Below are 13,203 nucleotides of genomic sequence, written 5' to 3'. Positions count from 1 at the left end.
GCCGAGGCCGGTCGTGCCGCCCTCGGCGCCCTGCGCAGCGGTGCCGGCCGCGCCTTCGAGCGCTACGGCCGAGGGGACGACGGCGGGGACGTGCGGGGCGGGGAGGCGCGGAGCAGGGATGAGCGAGGTGCCGCGGACCGGGCCCGGGAGCGCCGTACAGCCGAGCAGACGGTGCACGACCCGCGATCGGACTGATCGGGCGTCGGTCGGTCCCATCGGCCGGGCCCATCGGTCGTGCCCGCCGTCGGCGGATCGGCACGTCGCCCCACCCCTCGACGCACTGCGGCGCCGCCCCCTCGGGGGCGGCGCCGCAGTGCAGTGAGGAGGGGCCTGCTCAGACCGCGGCCTTCTCGGAGAGCTGGCGCTTGATCCGCGCGAGCATCCCCGACATGCCGTTCAGGCGCAGCGGGCTGACCACCTCGGCCAGGCCCAGCTCGCCGGTGACCGTGTCCGGGGTGTCCAGCACCTCGCCCACGGTGCGCCCGTCGAGAGCCTCGGCGAGGATCGCGGCGAAGCCGCGCGTCGTCGGCGCCTCCGGCGGGGCGGAGAAGAACAGGTGCGCGGTCGCCTCGCGACCCTGCCCCTCCACCTCCGTGGCCAGGAAGATCGGGGACTGGCACTCGGGCACCGGCTCGAGCAGCTCCGGGTGCTCGGAGTAGCGCTCGGGCAGCTCGGGCAGGCCCTGCGAGAACTCCAGCAGCAGCTGCAGGCGATCCTTCTCGCCGAGCGCGTGGAAGTCGTCGGCGATCTCCGCGAAGCCCTCGGGCAGCGCGGAGGTCGCGGCGTCGGCGCTGTTCGTCGGGCTCATCGGGCGGGGACCTCGCCGGGCTCGGTGCCCTGGGCGATCGGCAGGCGCACGCCGTTGCCCCACTCGGTCCAGGAGCCGTCGTAGTTGCGCACCGAGTCGAAGCCGAGCAGGTGGGTGAGCACGAACCAGGTGTGCGCGGAGCGCTCGCCGATGCGGCAGTACACGACCGTCGGCGTCTCGCTCTCGAAGCCGAGCTCGCCGAGGTAGATCGCCTCGAGCTCCGCGCGGGACCGGAAGCGGCCATCCTCCGCGGCGGCGCGGGCCCACGGCACCGAGCGCGCGGTGGGGATGTGGCCGCCGCGCACGGTGCCCTCCTGCGGGTAGTCGGGCATGTGCGTGCGCTCGCCGGAGTACTCCTGCGGGGAGCGCACGTCGATCAGCGGCCCGCCGAGGAAATCCAGCACGTCCTCGCGGTAGGCGCGGATCGGGGCGTCCTCGCGCTCGACGACGGGGTAGCCGCTGGTCGGCGCGGGGCGGCCCTCGGTCGAGGTCGTCATCTCGCGGCCCTCGGCCTCCCAGGCGGCGCGGCCGCCGTCGAGCAGGCGCACGTCCTCGTGGCCGAACAGGCTGAACACCCACAGCGCGTAGGCGGCCCACCAGTTGGACTTGTCGCCGTAGATCACCACGGTGGTCTCGCGGGTGATGCCGGAGGCGTCCATGAGCTTCGCGAAGCCCTCGCCGTCGACGTAGTCGCGGGTGACCGGGTCGTTGAGGTCGAGGTGCCAGTCGATCTTCACCGCGCCGGGGATGTGCCCGGTCTCGTAGAGCAGCACGTCCTCGTCGGACTCGACGACCACGAGCCCCTCGGTCTCGCCCGCGGCGAGCCGGTCCGCGAGCCACTGCGTGGTCACGAGCCGCTCGGGGTGGGCGTAGTCCTGCAGGGAAGGAGTCGGATCGGCGGGAATGGTCATCAGTTCACCTTTCGACGGTCGATATCGCACGACGTATGCCCCCAGTCTGTCACCGTCGTGCGCGCAGTGGCGATCCGGCGATGACGCTGTGCGCGGACACGCGGGATGAGACCGCGCGGACACGCGCGATGTGCTTCCCCTGCGGGGTCCGTGCTCCTACGGTGGCCGCATGATGGAAGACCTGGATACAGAGCCCGTCATCCCCAGCCTCGATCTCACCGTCCTCGACTGCCCCGACGCCCTCCAGCTGGCAACCTTCTACGCGAAGCTGCTCGGCTGGCGGGTCGAGGAGGGCAGCGACTCCGACTGGGCGGAGCTGATCCCGCCCCGCGGCCGTCGCAGCGAGGACGACCCCGACGGCGAGGCCTCCCTCGCCTTCCAGAAGGTGGCGGACTTCCGCCGCCCCACCTGGCCCGACGGCGACCACCCCCAGCAGTTCCACCTCGACCTCTCCGTCACCGACATCGACCGCGCCGAGCCCAGGGCACTCGCCCTCGGCGCGACCGTCCACGAGCACCAGCCCTCCGCCTCCGGGAGCTTCCGCGTCTACCTCGACCCCGCGGGACACCCCTTCTGCCTGTGCCTGACGGCCTGAGGGCTGGGTCCGTGTGACAACGCTTGACTGACGAGCCGGCGTCGCCGGGTCCCGTCCCTGTGCCGCCGGCGCTCGCCCCTGCGCCCCTCCGTGTGATCACGGAGGGGCGCTCTGCGTCGTGGAGGGGCTCGGCGCGGTGAGGCCGACGGGGACGCGCGGCCGACGACGATCCCCTCATGCCGGGAGCGGCCGACGCCGTGCTGCGCCGGCACCGCCGAGGACCCTGTCTGCGTCCTCGGGATCCGACTTTCGTCACGACGTCAGGTGGAGTTGAGGGGAATCGATGAATGTCAGCTCGCTGGTTCAATCGAGATTTCGGTGTATTCGGCGGGATTGTCGTCCATTCCTTCTGCTCGCCGCCTCCTTCAGCCCGTCGCCTGCCCTCCCGTGCTCCAGGCACATGACGTTCGGTGCGTCTCGAGGGTCCGCCCTCGGCGCCGGCTCGTTCGCCGTCGAACCGGGGATCGTGCAGGTAGTGCGCCTAGCAGGAGGGTGTGACATGCGAACGCCACCGTCCACGAAGAGGCCTGTTCCGGTGGATGAGTCCCTGCTCGGTCGTCGCGCGGAGGGCTGATCCACAGTGACCTTGCCTCCCCACGGGGTGGTTATCCACAGATTGATCCCCATTTTTCTCCGGGGCTTCTGAAGTGGACATGCAGGCGGTAGTGTCGAGGTATTCGAAGAAGCGCTCATCGGTGAGTGCCCGGGCAGCGGGGGAGGTGGCGGCAATGGGGGAGTTCGACGACTTCGACGACGATGCGCGCCGCGACGCATCATCGTCCGAGACCGCGCGACAGTCCTCGTCGAGCGATGCCTCCTCTGGGCCGGGCCCGTCGAGCCCCGCCGCTCCCGCCCGTCCCGCGCGCGAATGGCGCGTGCGCGCCCGGCGGGAGCTCACCGAGGAGCTGATCCTCGAGGAGGTCGGCGGTATCGAGGGGAAGAACGCCGGCCGCGTGCTCGCGCTCCACTCCCTCATGCGAGAGCAGGCGCAGCTCCACGCCCGCCGCCTCCGCCATCTCGCGGACTTCTTCGCCATCGACCCGGACAACGAGGGCTCGCTGATCGACGCGGACATGACCGCGATGAAGGTCGCCGTGGGACTGCGCTGCTCGATCACGCAGGCCACCTCACAGATCCGCGACGCCCACCACGCCGTCGTCGACCTGCCCCGGATGTTCGCGCACCTCGAGGCCGGCGACCTGCCGGAGGACTACCACCGCTTCCTGCTGCGCCAGGTGCGACGGCTCGACGCCGACCAGATCCGCCTTGTCGACGAGCACCTGGCCGGCGTGGAGATCCCCTCGATCCCCCGCAGCACCTTCGAGGCCCAGGTGCGACTGGCCGTGGCCTCCGTCGGGAACGAGCTGAAGCCGCCCCGCGAGGCACGCGAGGTGCGGATCGACGGTGTCGACTCCGAGCAGGGCGTCGCCTGGATCACGATCACCGGCCCGATCCCCGAGATCCGCAGCCTCGGCCTGCGGCTCGACGCGAGCGCCCGCGCCGTCCAGCGCGCACAGCGCGTCGCGCTCGAGGCAGGGGAGGAGGAGCCGATCCCCTTCGACCTCGACGGCGATGTCCGCGACCGGGAGCGCCCCCTCAGCCTGTCCGCCCTGCGCTACGCGATCCTCACCCGCACCATGCTCGACCTCGACCCGGTCGAGGAGACCGCGCAGCCGTTCAAGATCCTCGTCACCGTGCCCGTGACGACCCTGCTCGGGATGGACGACTCCCCGGCGATGCTCGACGGGCTCACCCCCATCCCGGCCGACCTCGCCCGGGACCTCGCCGCGACCTCCTCGGTCTGGTACCGGATCCTCACCGACCCGATCTGCGGCACCCACCTCCCCGCCCGGATCGACACCTACCGGCCCGACGCGCAGCAGCGCATGCAACTGCGGCTGCGCCACCCCGTCTGCGCGGCGCCCGGATGCACCCGCCCCACCGCGCTCGCCGCGGAGGACGACCACATCATCGAGTACGACCACCACGATCCGGCCCGCGGCGGCCCGACCTCCCTCTGGAACCTGCACCGACTGTGCCGGCGCCACCACCAGCTGAAGACCGCCGGGCTGATCGACCCCGCCAGGGATCCCCAGGACGACCCCGACCGCGGGGACCGCACCACCAGCGCCGAACCGCTGGTCACGACCTGGGAGCTCGAGCAGGACCTCCGGGTGCGCACCGCGGAGAACACCGATCTGCTCACCCCGCGGATGACCCGCCGCCTCGCCCAGGCCGAGCGGACCCACCGCCGCGCCCGGGAGGCCAGGCAGCGCGGCCCCGACGAGCCCCGCTGCCGAGCCCTCGACGAGGCCGAGGACCATCTCGCCGAGATCCAGCTCGAGGACGAGTTCACCAGAGTGCGGACGAAGCGCCGCATCATCCCGCCCGGGCCGCCGCTCGACGTGGACCACCCGCCGTTCTGACGGCGCCGCGGGTCAGGACGCGTAGGCCTCGAAAGCCGCGCGGATCCCGTCGGCCGACGCCCCGGAGGCCAGCAGCACCTGCAGCAGCAGGCGGGACTTCGGGGCGGGCAGCAGCCCGGCCATCACGGCACCCGCGTCCAGCAGGTCCACCTCGGAACCGGGATAGCCGTAGTGGTGCGTGGAGGTGCCGCCGCCGAAGGGCCGCGCCGCGACCACGACAGGCACCCCCTCGGCCAGCAGGCGGCGCAGGCGCGGCATCGCGGAGGGGGAGACGTGCCCCATCCCGACCCCGTCGATCACCAGCCCCGCCAGCGCCTCGGCGGGGAGGTGGTCCAGCAGCGCGAGGTCCTCGTCGAGGCCCGCGGTGAGCAGCGGCACCGCCGGGAAGCGGTCCGGCGGGAGTCCGCCGGAACGGGCCGGACGCGGCAGCGGGAGATGGAGGAGGCGCAGGTCCTCCCCGCCGACGATCGCGAGCGGCCCCGAGGGCTCCGAGGCGAAGGCCGAGACCCCGCGGGACGAGGCCTTCACGACCCGGTCCGCGAGATGCGCGTGAGCGTCGAACACGACCAGCACGCCCAGGCCGCGGGCCGACGGAGCGGTCGCCGCGCGGACCGCGTCGCGGAGGTTCGCGGGCCCGTCGGCGCCGGGCGCGCTCGCCGGACGCATCGCCCCGGTCACCACCAGCGGCGCCTCCCGGTCCCAGAACCGGTCGAGCAGGAACGCCGTCTCCGCGAGGGTGTCGGTGCCGTGGGTGAGCACCACGCCGGCCGCGCCGGAATCGACCGCGGCTCGCGCACTCTCCAGCACGGCGCGCAGGTGGTGCGGGCGCACATCGGAGGAGGAGATGTTCGCGAGCGCTCGGGGCCGCAGCTCGACGTCCCCGCCGACGGCGGCGAGCAGCCGCGCCCCGGCGTCGTCGTCCGGGCGGGCGCTCTCGCCGCGGGCGTCCTCGGTCATGAAGATGGTGCCGCCGAGGGAGAGCACCTCCACGAAGGCGCTCACTCGGTCTCGATCTCCTCGCCGAGATAGGCGGCGGCGGTGCGGACCGAGGCCTTGCGGGCGGGCTTGCGGTCCGCGCCCCCGGCGACGTGCGCCTCGTACCAGGCATCCGCCGTGGCGCGCGTGAACTCCGCGCCGTCGGGGGAGCCGGCGAAGCTGCCCAGGTGACGCATCAGGTCCTTGCCCGGATCCTCGAGGTGCTGGGCCAGCGCGTACAGCGCCGCATCCCAGCCGCAGCCCGTCGCGCCGGGGCCGAAGGTCGCCCAGTGCGCGTCGGCGGGGACGGTGTGGCGCAGGGTGAGGGTGCTGCCCCCGGCGCCCTCCGCGCTCTCCTCCGCGGGGGTGATCAGCAGCTCCAGGTCGCTCGAGCTCTTCCCGAACTCCCAGGTCAGCAGCAGACGATGCGGCGGCTCGACCTCGACCAGGCGGCCGCTGGTCTCCATCTCGGGCAGCTCGTAGCGCCCTCCGGGGACCACGTCGCCGCGTGCGGTGCCGAACCAGCGGGCGAGCCGCTCGGCCGTGGTCACCGCCTCCCACAGCTGCTCCGGAGCGGCGTCGAAGGTCTGGGAGAGCGCGACCGTGTTCCCGTTCCTCGCAGGGGTGACCGTGCGGGTCACGGCGGTCAGCTGGGCGGTGGGGGTGGGAGTCATGAGAGGCCTTCCTCGCCGGGGGCGATGCGTCGCAGACGCACGATCACCTCGGCGTGCTCGGTGTGGGGGAACATGTCGACGTAGCGGCCGGCGACGATGCGCAGCGAGGGCATCGCGGCGAGGTCGTCGGCCAGGCTCGCCGGATTGCAGCTGGAGTAGAGGACGTCGCGGACCCCGGAGCGCTCGAGCCAGCCGGCGAGCTCCGGCCCGAGGCCGCGGCGAGGCGGGTTCACCACGACGATATCGGGCGGGCCTGCGGGGCCGGCGGCCTCCTCGATGGCCCAGGCGGTCGCGTCGGCCGCGAGGAAGCGGACCCGGGCGCCCGCGGCCTCCGCGCCCTCGCGCGCCCCGTCGATCGCCTGGGCGGAGACCTCCACCCCGGTGACCCGCGCGGCGGGGAGGGCGCGGGCGAGATGCAGGGCGAAGCCGCCGAGGCCGCAGTACAGGTCCCAGATCCGCAGGCCGGGGCCCGTCTCCTGGTCTTCCCGCGTCCCCGCGATCTCGCGCGCCCACTCCGCGCCCTGGCGGTACAGGGCGCCGGCGACCTCGGTGTGGGTCTGCAGGAAGGACTGCGGGCGGGAGAACAGCGTGACGTCCCCGGTGCGCACGGCGAGACGACCGGCCCCGGCCAGCGGGATCTCCTCCTCGCCCTCGACGCGCGTGGTGTGCTTGGGGTGGATGTTCGCGCTGACCGACACGACCGAGGGATGCGCCTCGAGCAGCCGCGGCAGGTGCTCCCGCAGCCGCTCCAGCGCCGCGGTGCTGCGCAGCACGAAGCGGAGCAGATGCTCCCCGTCCGGGGAGCTGGTGACCAGCACGTTCTTGATCTCGCCGCGGCGGCGGGCGACGTCATAGGGCGGGATCTGCGCCCGACGGATCAGGGCCTTCGCCCCCTCGAGCACCTCCTCGACCCCGTCCGGGTAGAGGGGGCAGTCGCACAGGTCGGTGCCCGCGGACTGCCCGGGCAGGGTCAGCAGCGGCGCCTGAGCGGTGCCGCCGACGGCCATCTTCCCGCGGGCGCGGAAGCCCTGCTCCGCGCCGACGATCGGCTCCGACCAGATCGTGCCCGGCGCGAGATGCGGGGCGAGCAGCTGCTCGACGTGCTCGCGGCCGCGGGCGAGCTGCCGCGGGCGGGGGAGGCCCAGCAGCGTGCAGGACCTGCACGCGCCGGAGTCGAAGTGGTGGCACCGCACCCCAGGAGTCTACGAGTCGGGCCGTCGGCTGTCGCACCCCCGCGCTAGCCTCCGGGACATGTCCCGTGACGACGCCTCCCTCGATGAGCACGTCGCGAGCTGGCGTGACCAGCTCGTCGAGCTGTCCCTGCCCGGGGTCGGGGCGGTGACGGCACGGGTGGACGACACACCCCCGGCCGACGAGACGCCGGAGGACGAGCCCGGCTTCCGGCGGCGGGAGCCGACGGTGCCGCCGGCGCGGGAGACGGTGCGCCGCACGCTCGCCGCACGGCCGCCGCTCGTGCTCGAGCACGCCTGGCTGGTGGTGCCCGCTCTCGGGCCCGTGCTGCCGGTGGACGGAGAGGGCGTGGGGCTGGTCGGCGACCTTTCCGGCCGGCGACCGCCCGAGGAGGTGCAGGGCGAGAGCGCTGCGCCGGCCCGTCCCAGCCGGGAAGGGGCGGAGGTCGGGGCTCCGATCGGGGCTCCTCGGCGGCGTCCGCTCTCCCCGCGCTGGGGCTGGTTCCGCGTCCCCGCCGTGGCGGCGGCGTTGCGGGCGAGGGGAGGGATCGTCGGTCGCGGAGCGCTCGTCGGCCCTCGCCGGGAGTGGTTCGAGCCGGCCGTCGCGACGCGCGAGGACCTGCTGGGCGCCCATCCCGACCAAGCGCTCGAGAGCGCGCTGGCGGCCGCGCGGGAGCTCGGACAGGTGGCGGTGCTGCGGATCGGGCCGGACGGGCTCGACGTCCACCCCACCGGCGCGGACCCGCGGGTCCCCGCGCTGGAGGGACTCCGGCTGCAGGTCACGGCCCGGCCCGCGCAGTGCCCGCTGCAGGGCGAGGACGGCTGCGGGCCCTGCCGGCCCGTCGGCGGCCCCTGGATCCGCGCCTCGCAGGAGGCGCAACTCGACTGGGAGGCGCGGCGTGCGCAGGCCGTCGCGATGCTGGGCTGCGGGGTGTGCTTCGGGGAGGCGCTGCCGCCGGAGCCGGATCAGCCGCAGGTGCCGCGCCTGGCGGAGGCGGTGCCCGTCACGCACCTGGGCCGGCTGCACCTGCGCGGCGGCGGGAGCGTGCAGATCGACCCGCTCATCAGGCCGCGCTGACCCCGATCGCCGGGCTGATCAGGCGAACCACTCCGTGGGCGGGCCCAGCTGCAGCAGCACCGAGAACACCACCGCGACCACGACGATCGCGATCAGGCCGGCGAGCAGCGGGCGGCGCAGCGCGAGGGCGGCCACCTTCTCCGGGAACGAGCGCGGGGCGTCCTCGCGCAGCCGCCAGGAGTCCCCGAGCAGGCCCTTCCGGTGCGCCCAGCGCTCGAAGGGGACGGTGAGATAGGGGATCAGGGCGGAGCCCAGCCCCATCGCCAGGCGCCCGAGGCTCCAGCGCTGATCGACCGCGACCAGCACCGTCACCACCAGGTAGGACAGGAACACGAAGCCGTGCAGGCTCCCGCCGATCCGCACCCCCACCTCGGTGACCTGCAGCGCGTACTTCAGCAGCATGCCGAGCAGCAGCAGGGTCCAGGTGACCATCTCGGCCAGGGCCAGCAGACGGTACAGGCGGGACGGGGTCCGGATCAGGCGCATGATCCTCATGGTGCCAGAGGCCCGCTGGATCCCACCCGGGAGCAGGGGCGGGGCGCGACGATCGTCGGATCCGGTGCGGTGGAGCCCCTGGAAGGGGGGGGTCATGACGACGCACACGATCCCCGGAGAGCTGTTCCTGCTGCTGACCGACGACGCCGGCCGCCAGGACTCGACCTCGTACCGCACCCATGCCCTCGCCGCCGCCGCGATCGCCGAGCTCGCCCTGCGCGAGCGGATCGCGCTGACCGAGGAGCGCAGCCCGAAGGTGCAGGTCCTCTCCACCGAGCCCACCGACCTGCCCGTCCTCGACCAGGCCCTCGGCGCGCTCGCCGAGCTCGAGGGGAAGTCGCTGAAGGCCGCGATCGGCCACCGCACGATGAACCTCACCGAGGTGATCGGTGAGGGCTTCGCCGCCGTCGGCGCCGTGCAGCGCAAGGACGGCTGGTTCACCACCAGCTGGCCCACCCACGACGACGAGCTCGAGACCGCGCTGCGCGCCCGGCTCGCCGCCGCCGTCGAGGACCCCGCCCGCGCCTCCCTGCAGGACGGGCTGCTGCTGGAGATCCTGCGCGCCCTCGGGATCGCACATCGCATCCTCAAGGACGACCTGCCCGGCCTCTCGCGCCGCGAGCTCGATCAGCGGATCGAGGCCCTCGAGATCGACAGCCCCGCCGCGACGGCCGTGAAGCGGGTCGTGGACGACATGACCGCGGCGCTCGCCGCGGCCACCGTGGTCACGACGGTCAGCTCGACCTGAGCCTCGCCGTGGTCCGCGCGGTGGCCGGCGCCGTCCACGGATCCTCCGGCCAGGGGTGCTTCGGATAGCGCCCCCGCATCTCCTTGCGCACCTCCCGGTACGGTCCGTCCCAGAAGGAGCGCAGGTCGTCCGTGACGGCGAGCGGCCGACGGGCCGGGGAGAGCAGGTGGAAGAGCACCGGCACCCTGCCCCGCACCAGCCGCGGGGTCTCGGCGAGGCCGAACAGCTCCTGCAGCTTCACCGCGACGACGGGCCGGCCGCCCTCCTCGTCCGGCGCGGGATAGTCGATCCGGGCGGTGGATCCCGAGGGCACCGGGAGCCGCTCGGGGGCGAGGGCATCGAGCTCGGACGCCTCCGGCCAGGGCAGCAGGGTGCGCAGCGCCGAGACCAGGTCGATGCCGTCCAGGCGGGTCCTCACGTGCGGGGCGAGCCAGGTCTCGAGGGCGGCCAGGAGTGCGTCCTCGTCCATCGCCGGCCACGGGTCACCGAGCTCTCGGTGGATCAGGGCGAGACGGCCTCGCAGGCTGCGGGCGGTGTCCGACCAGCTCAGCGCTTCTAGGCCCCTCTCCCGGACTGCAGCGAGGACGGCCGGGGCGGTGTCGTCGGCGGTCGCGGTGACGGGAGTGGAGGACAGCTCGATCGCACCGAGTGCGCGTCGGCGGCGGGCACGGACGGTGCCGTCCCCGAGCCGCGCCGTGCGCTCCTCGACGAGCAGACCAGCGCCCAGGTCGAGGGCCTCGTCCTCCGTGAGCAGGGCGGCGGCGCGGATCACGGCGCCGGTGCCGTCGGCGGCCAGCCCCTCCGCGCGCTGCACCTCCCAGACCGCGAGCCACGGCGCGCCGAGCAGGCCGCTGCCCTCGGGCAGGGCCGCCCGCGTGCCGGAGGCGAGGAGATAGGAGCGGGAGCCGTCGGCCACCCGGCGAGCGATCCGCTCCGGGCGGGCGAGGGCGAGGACCGCGCCCGGGGAGGCCGGGACACCGCCGGAGCCGGTGAGGCGCCTCAGGCGGTCGCGCTCTCGGCGCCAGCGGTCGGCGCCGGGTGCTCGGCCTGCGCGGAGATCGGCGAGGAGGCGGGGGAGATCGGCGCCCGTGGGGCGGTGGTCGTCGGAGACCGCGGCGACGACCTCGGCGGCCGACGGCCCGCCCGCGAGCAGGGCCCGCGCCTCTCGCACCCCGACCGGGAGCTTCGCGGTGCGGCGACCGGCCGGGGTGGGGCGGCCCTCCTCGTCGACCAGGCCCAGCGCCCGCAGAGTCTCCTCGGCGGCGCGGATCTCCGCGGCCGGCGGCGGGGTCAGCAGCGGCAGGCCCTCCCCGCGCGGCGTCCCCCAGCAGGCGAGCCAGAGCGCCGCATCGGTGAGATCCGCGGCGGTGATCTCCGGCGGGGACTGGGCCGGCATCCCCGCGAGCTCCGCCTCGGAGAACACTCGTACCGCCCGGCCCGGGCGCTGACGGGCGGCACGGCCCGCGCGCTGCTCGATCGCGGCCCGCGAGGCGCTGACCGTGACCAGGCCCGACATGTCCCGGCCGCGATCCCGTCGCACCTCGCGGGACAGCCCCGCATCGACCACCAGATGCACCCCGGGCACCGTGAGGGAGGATTCGGCGAGCGCGGTGGAGACCACGATCCGGGGCGGCTCCCCGGCGCGGCGCCCGCCGGTCGCGCGGTCCTGCTGGGCGGCGGGCAGACGGCCGTGCAGGGGGAGGACCTCGACCCCGTCGACGAGTCCCTGCAGGCGCGCGACCGTCTCGTCGACCTCGCGCGCGCCGGGCACGAAGACCAGCGCGTCGCAGCCCTCCTCCCGCTGGGCGCGGGCCGCGGTGCGGGCGAGATGGTCGAGGAACTCGCGGGTGACGCCGCCGGCGTCCAGACGCGGGGGCGGGGAGGGGGCGTGCTCGGTGGTGAGCGGGTGCAGGGCGCTCGGCACCTCCACGATCGCCGCGCCGTCCAGCACCTCCGCGACCGCCCGCGCGTCGAGCGTCGCCGACATCGCCCCGACCAGCAGGTCTTCCCGCAGCTGCCGCGTCTCGGCGAGCATCCCCAGCAGCAGGTCCGTCTCCAGGGACCGCTCGTGGACCTCGTCGAGCACCACCGCCGAGACGCCCGGCAGCTCCGGATCGGCGAGCAGTCGCCGCAGCAGCACGCCCGGGGTGAGCATCTCGACGGCCGTGCCCTTCGCGACCGTCCGCTCGCCCCGCACCGTGAAGCCGACGGGGCCGCCGAGCGGGCTGCCGTCGAGGGACGCGAGACGGCGGGCGGCTGCGCGCACCGCCACCCGTCGGGGCTGAGTGACGAGGGTCAGGCCGTCGGCCAGATTCGCGACCAGCGGCGGCACCAGCGTCGTCTTGCCCGTGCCGGGCGGGGCGGTGACCACCATCGCGCCCGTCCGCGCCGCGGCCCCGAGCTCCTCCCGTGCCGCGGCGACAGGCAGCCCCGCCCCGACGACGTCCAGGTCGAAGCGGTGCAGGGCAGGGGAGCGGTCCGTCATGCCCCCATCATCCCTGGTGCGGAGGTCGCGCCTCAGTCGATGAGGTCGAACTCGACCTGCTCGGTGTCGGCGCACACGCTCGTCACCGAGAGGGTCCACAGGTCCACGGCGACGGTCTCGCCCAGGGTGATCGGTCCGATCTCCCGGGCGGGGCTGTCGCCGACCTGCGCCATGATCTGCGCGCTGTCGCCCTCGATGCTCTCGAGGGAGACGGTGAGGGATTCCCCGCCGCGCTCGGGCAGGCCGGGGTTCGCCTCCCCTCCCAGCTCCGCGTAGAAGGCGCCCTCGCCCGTGCAGGGCTCCGGCGGGACGAAGCCCTCCGGTGCGGGCGTGACCTCGTAGGACTCCTGCGGCACGACGGCCGCGGTCTTCCCGCCCTCGTCGGAGGCACCCCCGGCGGAGTCGTCCCCGTCCGAGGCGGCGGGCTCCTCGGCGGACGTGCCCTGGGCGGCGGGGGAGGAGCTCTGCTCCTCGGGGGAGCCGCTGCACCCGGCGGCGAGGAGCACGGCGGCCAGCACGGCGGCGAGGCGTGCGGAACGGGAACGGCGGGCGACGGTGACGGCCACGGGGATCCTCACGGCAGGACGGGACGAGACGGGCGACACGCTAGCGGACCGGTGCCCTCGTGGCACCATCGAGGGAGCCCGGCCGGTGGGCGATGACGAGCACGCGGAGGAGGGACCGATGACGAGCAGGCCCGAGCGACCCGTCCCGAGCCCGAAGGCGCTCGCCGGACGCAAGGACCCCGCCCGCTCCGTGCGGCCCGTGGACTGGACCGCCGTGCCGGGGCGCCGACCCGAGCCGGCCGCGCGGCCCGA

The 13,203-nt window shown here is 74.6% G+C and carries 12 protein-coding genes and 1 pseudogene; 5 read left to right on the top strand and 8 right to left on the bottom strand.

What is annotated here, in order from left to right:
• Nucleotides 1-195, top strand: a pseudogene (locus HMPREF3159_RS17660) (hypothetical protein); the annotation flags it as partial.
• Nucleotides 196-334: 139 nt separating this feature from the next.
• Here HMPREF3159_RS17660 and HMPREF3159_RS09955 read toward each other — a convergent pair.
• Both HMPREF3159_RS09955 and HMPREF3159_RS09950 read right to left on the bottom strand, forming a co-directional pair.
• Nucleotides 335-808: a SufE family protein gene (locus tag HMPREF3159_RS09955; protein ID WP_070500888.1), complete on the bottom strand. Its 474-nt coding sequence runs from the start codon at nucleotides 806-808 to the stop codon at nucleotides 335-337.
• The gene (locus HMPREF3159_RS09950; protein ID WP_070500887.1) at nucleotides 805-1,719 is read right to left on the bottom strand and encodes a sulfurtransferase; all 915 of its coding nucleotides are present in this window, start codon (nucleotides 1,717-1,719) and stop codon (nucleotides 805-807) included. Before HMPREF3159_RS09950 ends, HMPREF3159_RS09955 begins: the two co-directional genes overlap by 4 nt.
• Before the next feature lie 172 nt (nucleotides 1,720-1,891).
• On the opposite strand from HMPREF3159_RS09950, the gene HMPREF3159_RS09945 reads away from it, so the two are divergent.
• On the top strand, nucleotides 1,892-2,314 hold the full coding sequence (locus HMPREF3159_RS09945; RefSeq protein WP_070500891.1) for a VOC family protein: 423 nt from the start codon (nucleotides 1,892-1,894) through the stop codon (nucleotides 2,312-2,314).
• 728 nt (nucleotides 2,315-3,042) lie between these two features.
• Complete coding sequence (locus HMPREF3159_RS09940) at nucleotides 3,043-4,740, top strand: HNH endonuclease signature motif containing protein (protein ID WP_070500886.1); 1,698 nt, start codon at nucleotides 3,043-3,045, stop codon at nucleotides 4,738-4,740.
• A 12-nt stretch (nucleotides 4,741-4,752) separates the two neighbouring features.
• Here the strand turns inward: HMPREF3159_RS09940 and HMPREF3159_RS09935 are convergent, their stop codons facing one another.
• Genes HMPREF3159_RS09935 through rlmC form a run of 3 tightly spaced genes read right to left on the bottom strand, consistent with a single transcriptional unit; the run spans nucleotide 4,753 to nucleotide 7,582 of the window.
• Nucleotides 4,753-5,742 (bottom strand): asparaginase, encoded by a 990-nt coding sequence (locus HMPREF3159_RS09935; RefSeq protein ID WP_083305905.1) that lies wholly within the window; start codon nucleotides 5,740-5,742, stop codon nucleotides 4,753-4,755.
• On the bottom strand, nucleotides 5,739-6,389 hold the full coding sequence (locus HMPREF3159_RS09930) for an SRPBCC domain-containing protein (protein ID WP_070500885.1): 651 nt from the start codon (nucleotides 6,387-6,389) through the stop codon (nucleotides 5,739-5,741). Before HMPREF3159_RS09930 ends, HMPREF3159_RS09935 begins: the two co-directional genes overlap by 4 nt.
• On the bottom strand, nucleotides 6,386-7,582 hold the full coding sequence (gene rlmC / locus HMPREF3159_RS09925) for a 23S rRNA (uracil(747)-C(5))-methyltransferase RlmC (protein ID WP_070500884.1): 1,197 nt from the start codon (nucleotides 7,580-7,582) through the stop codon (nucleotides 6,386-6,388). Before rlmC ends, HMPREF3159_RS09930 begins: the two co-directional genes overlap by 4 nt.
• Before the next feature lie 58 nt (nucleotides 7,583-7,640).
• On the opposite strand from rlmC, the gene HMPREF3159_RS09920 reads away from it, so the two are divergent.
• Nucleotides 7,641-8,657 (top strand): hypothetical protein, encoded by a 1,017-nt coding sequence (locus tag HMPREF3159_RS09920; RefSeq protein ID WP_141748171.1) that lies wholly within the window; start codon nucleotides 7,641-7,643, stop codon nucleotides 8,655-8,657.
• 18 nt (nucleotides 8,658-8,675) lie between these two features.
• Here HMPREF3159_RS09920 and HMPREF3159_RS09915 read toward each other — a convergent pair whose 3' ends face one another.
• A complete protein-coding gene (locus tag HMPREF3159_RS09915) occupies nucleotides 8,676-9,143 on the bottom strand; it encodes a DUF3817 domain-containing protein (protein WP_070500889.1) in 468 nt (155 codons plus the stop codon).
• Between the two features lie 103 nt (nucleotides 9,144-9,246).
• Between HMPREF3159_RS09915 and HMPREF3159_RS09910 the strand changes: the two genes are divergently transcribed.
• The gene (locus tag HMPREF3159_RS09910; protein ID WP_070500882.1) at nucleotides 9,247-9,900 is read left to right on the top strand and encodes a GOLPH3/VPS74 family protein; all 654 of its coding nucleotides are present in this window, start codon (nucleotides 9,247-9,249) and stop codon (nucleotides 9,898-9,900) included.
• On the opposite strand, the gene hrpB is transcribed toward HMPREF3159_RS09910, so the two are convergent.
• Both hrpB and HMPREF3159_RS09900 read right to left on the bottom strand, forming a co-directional pair.
• Nucleotides 9,887-12,385 carry an ATP-dependent helicase HrpB gene (gene hrpB / locus HMPREF3159_RS09905; protein ID WP_070500881.1) on the bottom strand — a complete coding sequence of 833 codons (2,499 nt, stop codon included), beginning with the start codon at nucleotides 12,383-12,385 and terminating at the stop codon, nucleotides 9,887-9,889. The genes HMPREF3159_RS09910 and hrpB overlap by 14 nt on opposite strands.
• Before the next feature lie 32 nt (nucleotides 12,386-12,417).
• Nucleotides 12,418-12,963 (bottom strand): hypothetical protein, encoded by a 546-nt coding sequence (locus tag HMPREF3159_RS09900; RefSeq protein ID WP_246821597.1) that lies wholly within the window; start codon nucleotides 12,961-12,963, stop codon nucleotides 12,418-12,420.
• Nucleotides 12,964-13,203: the final 240 nt, after the last annotated feature.

The organism is Brachybacterium sp. HMSC06H03 (genome assembly GCF_001807385.1).
Classification (GTDB): domain Bacteria; phylum Actinomycetota; class Actinomycetes; order Actinomycetales; family Dermabacteraceae; genus Brachybacterium; species Brachybacterium conglomeratum.
Note: the sequence above shows the minus strand (reverse complement) of the source record. Positions and strands in the feature narration are given on the sequence as shown.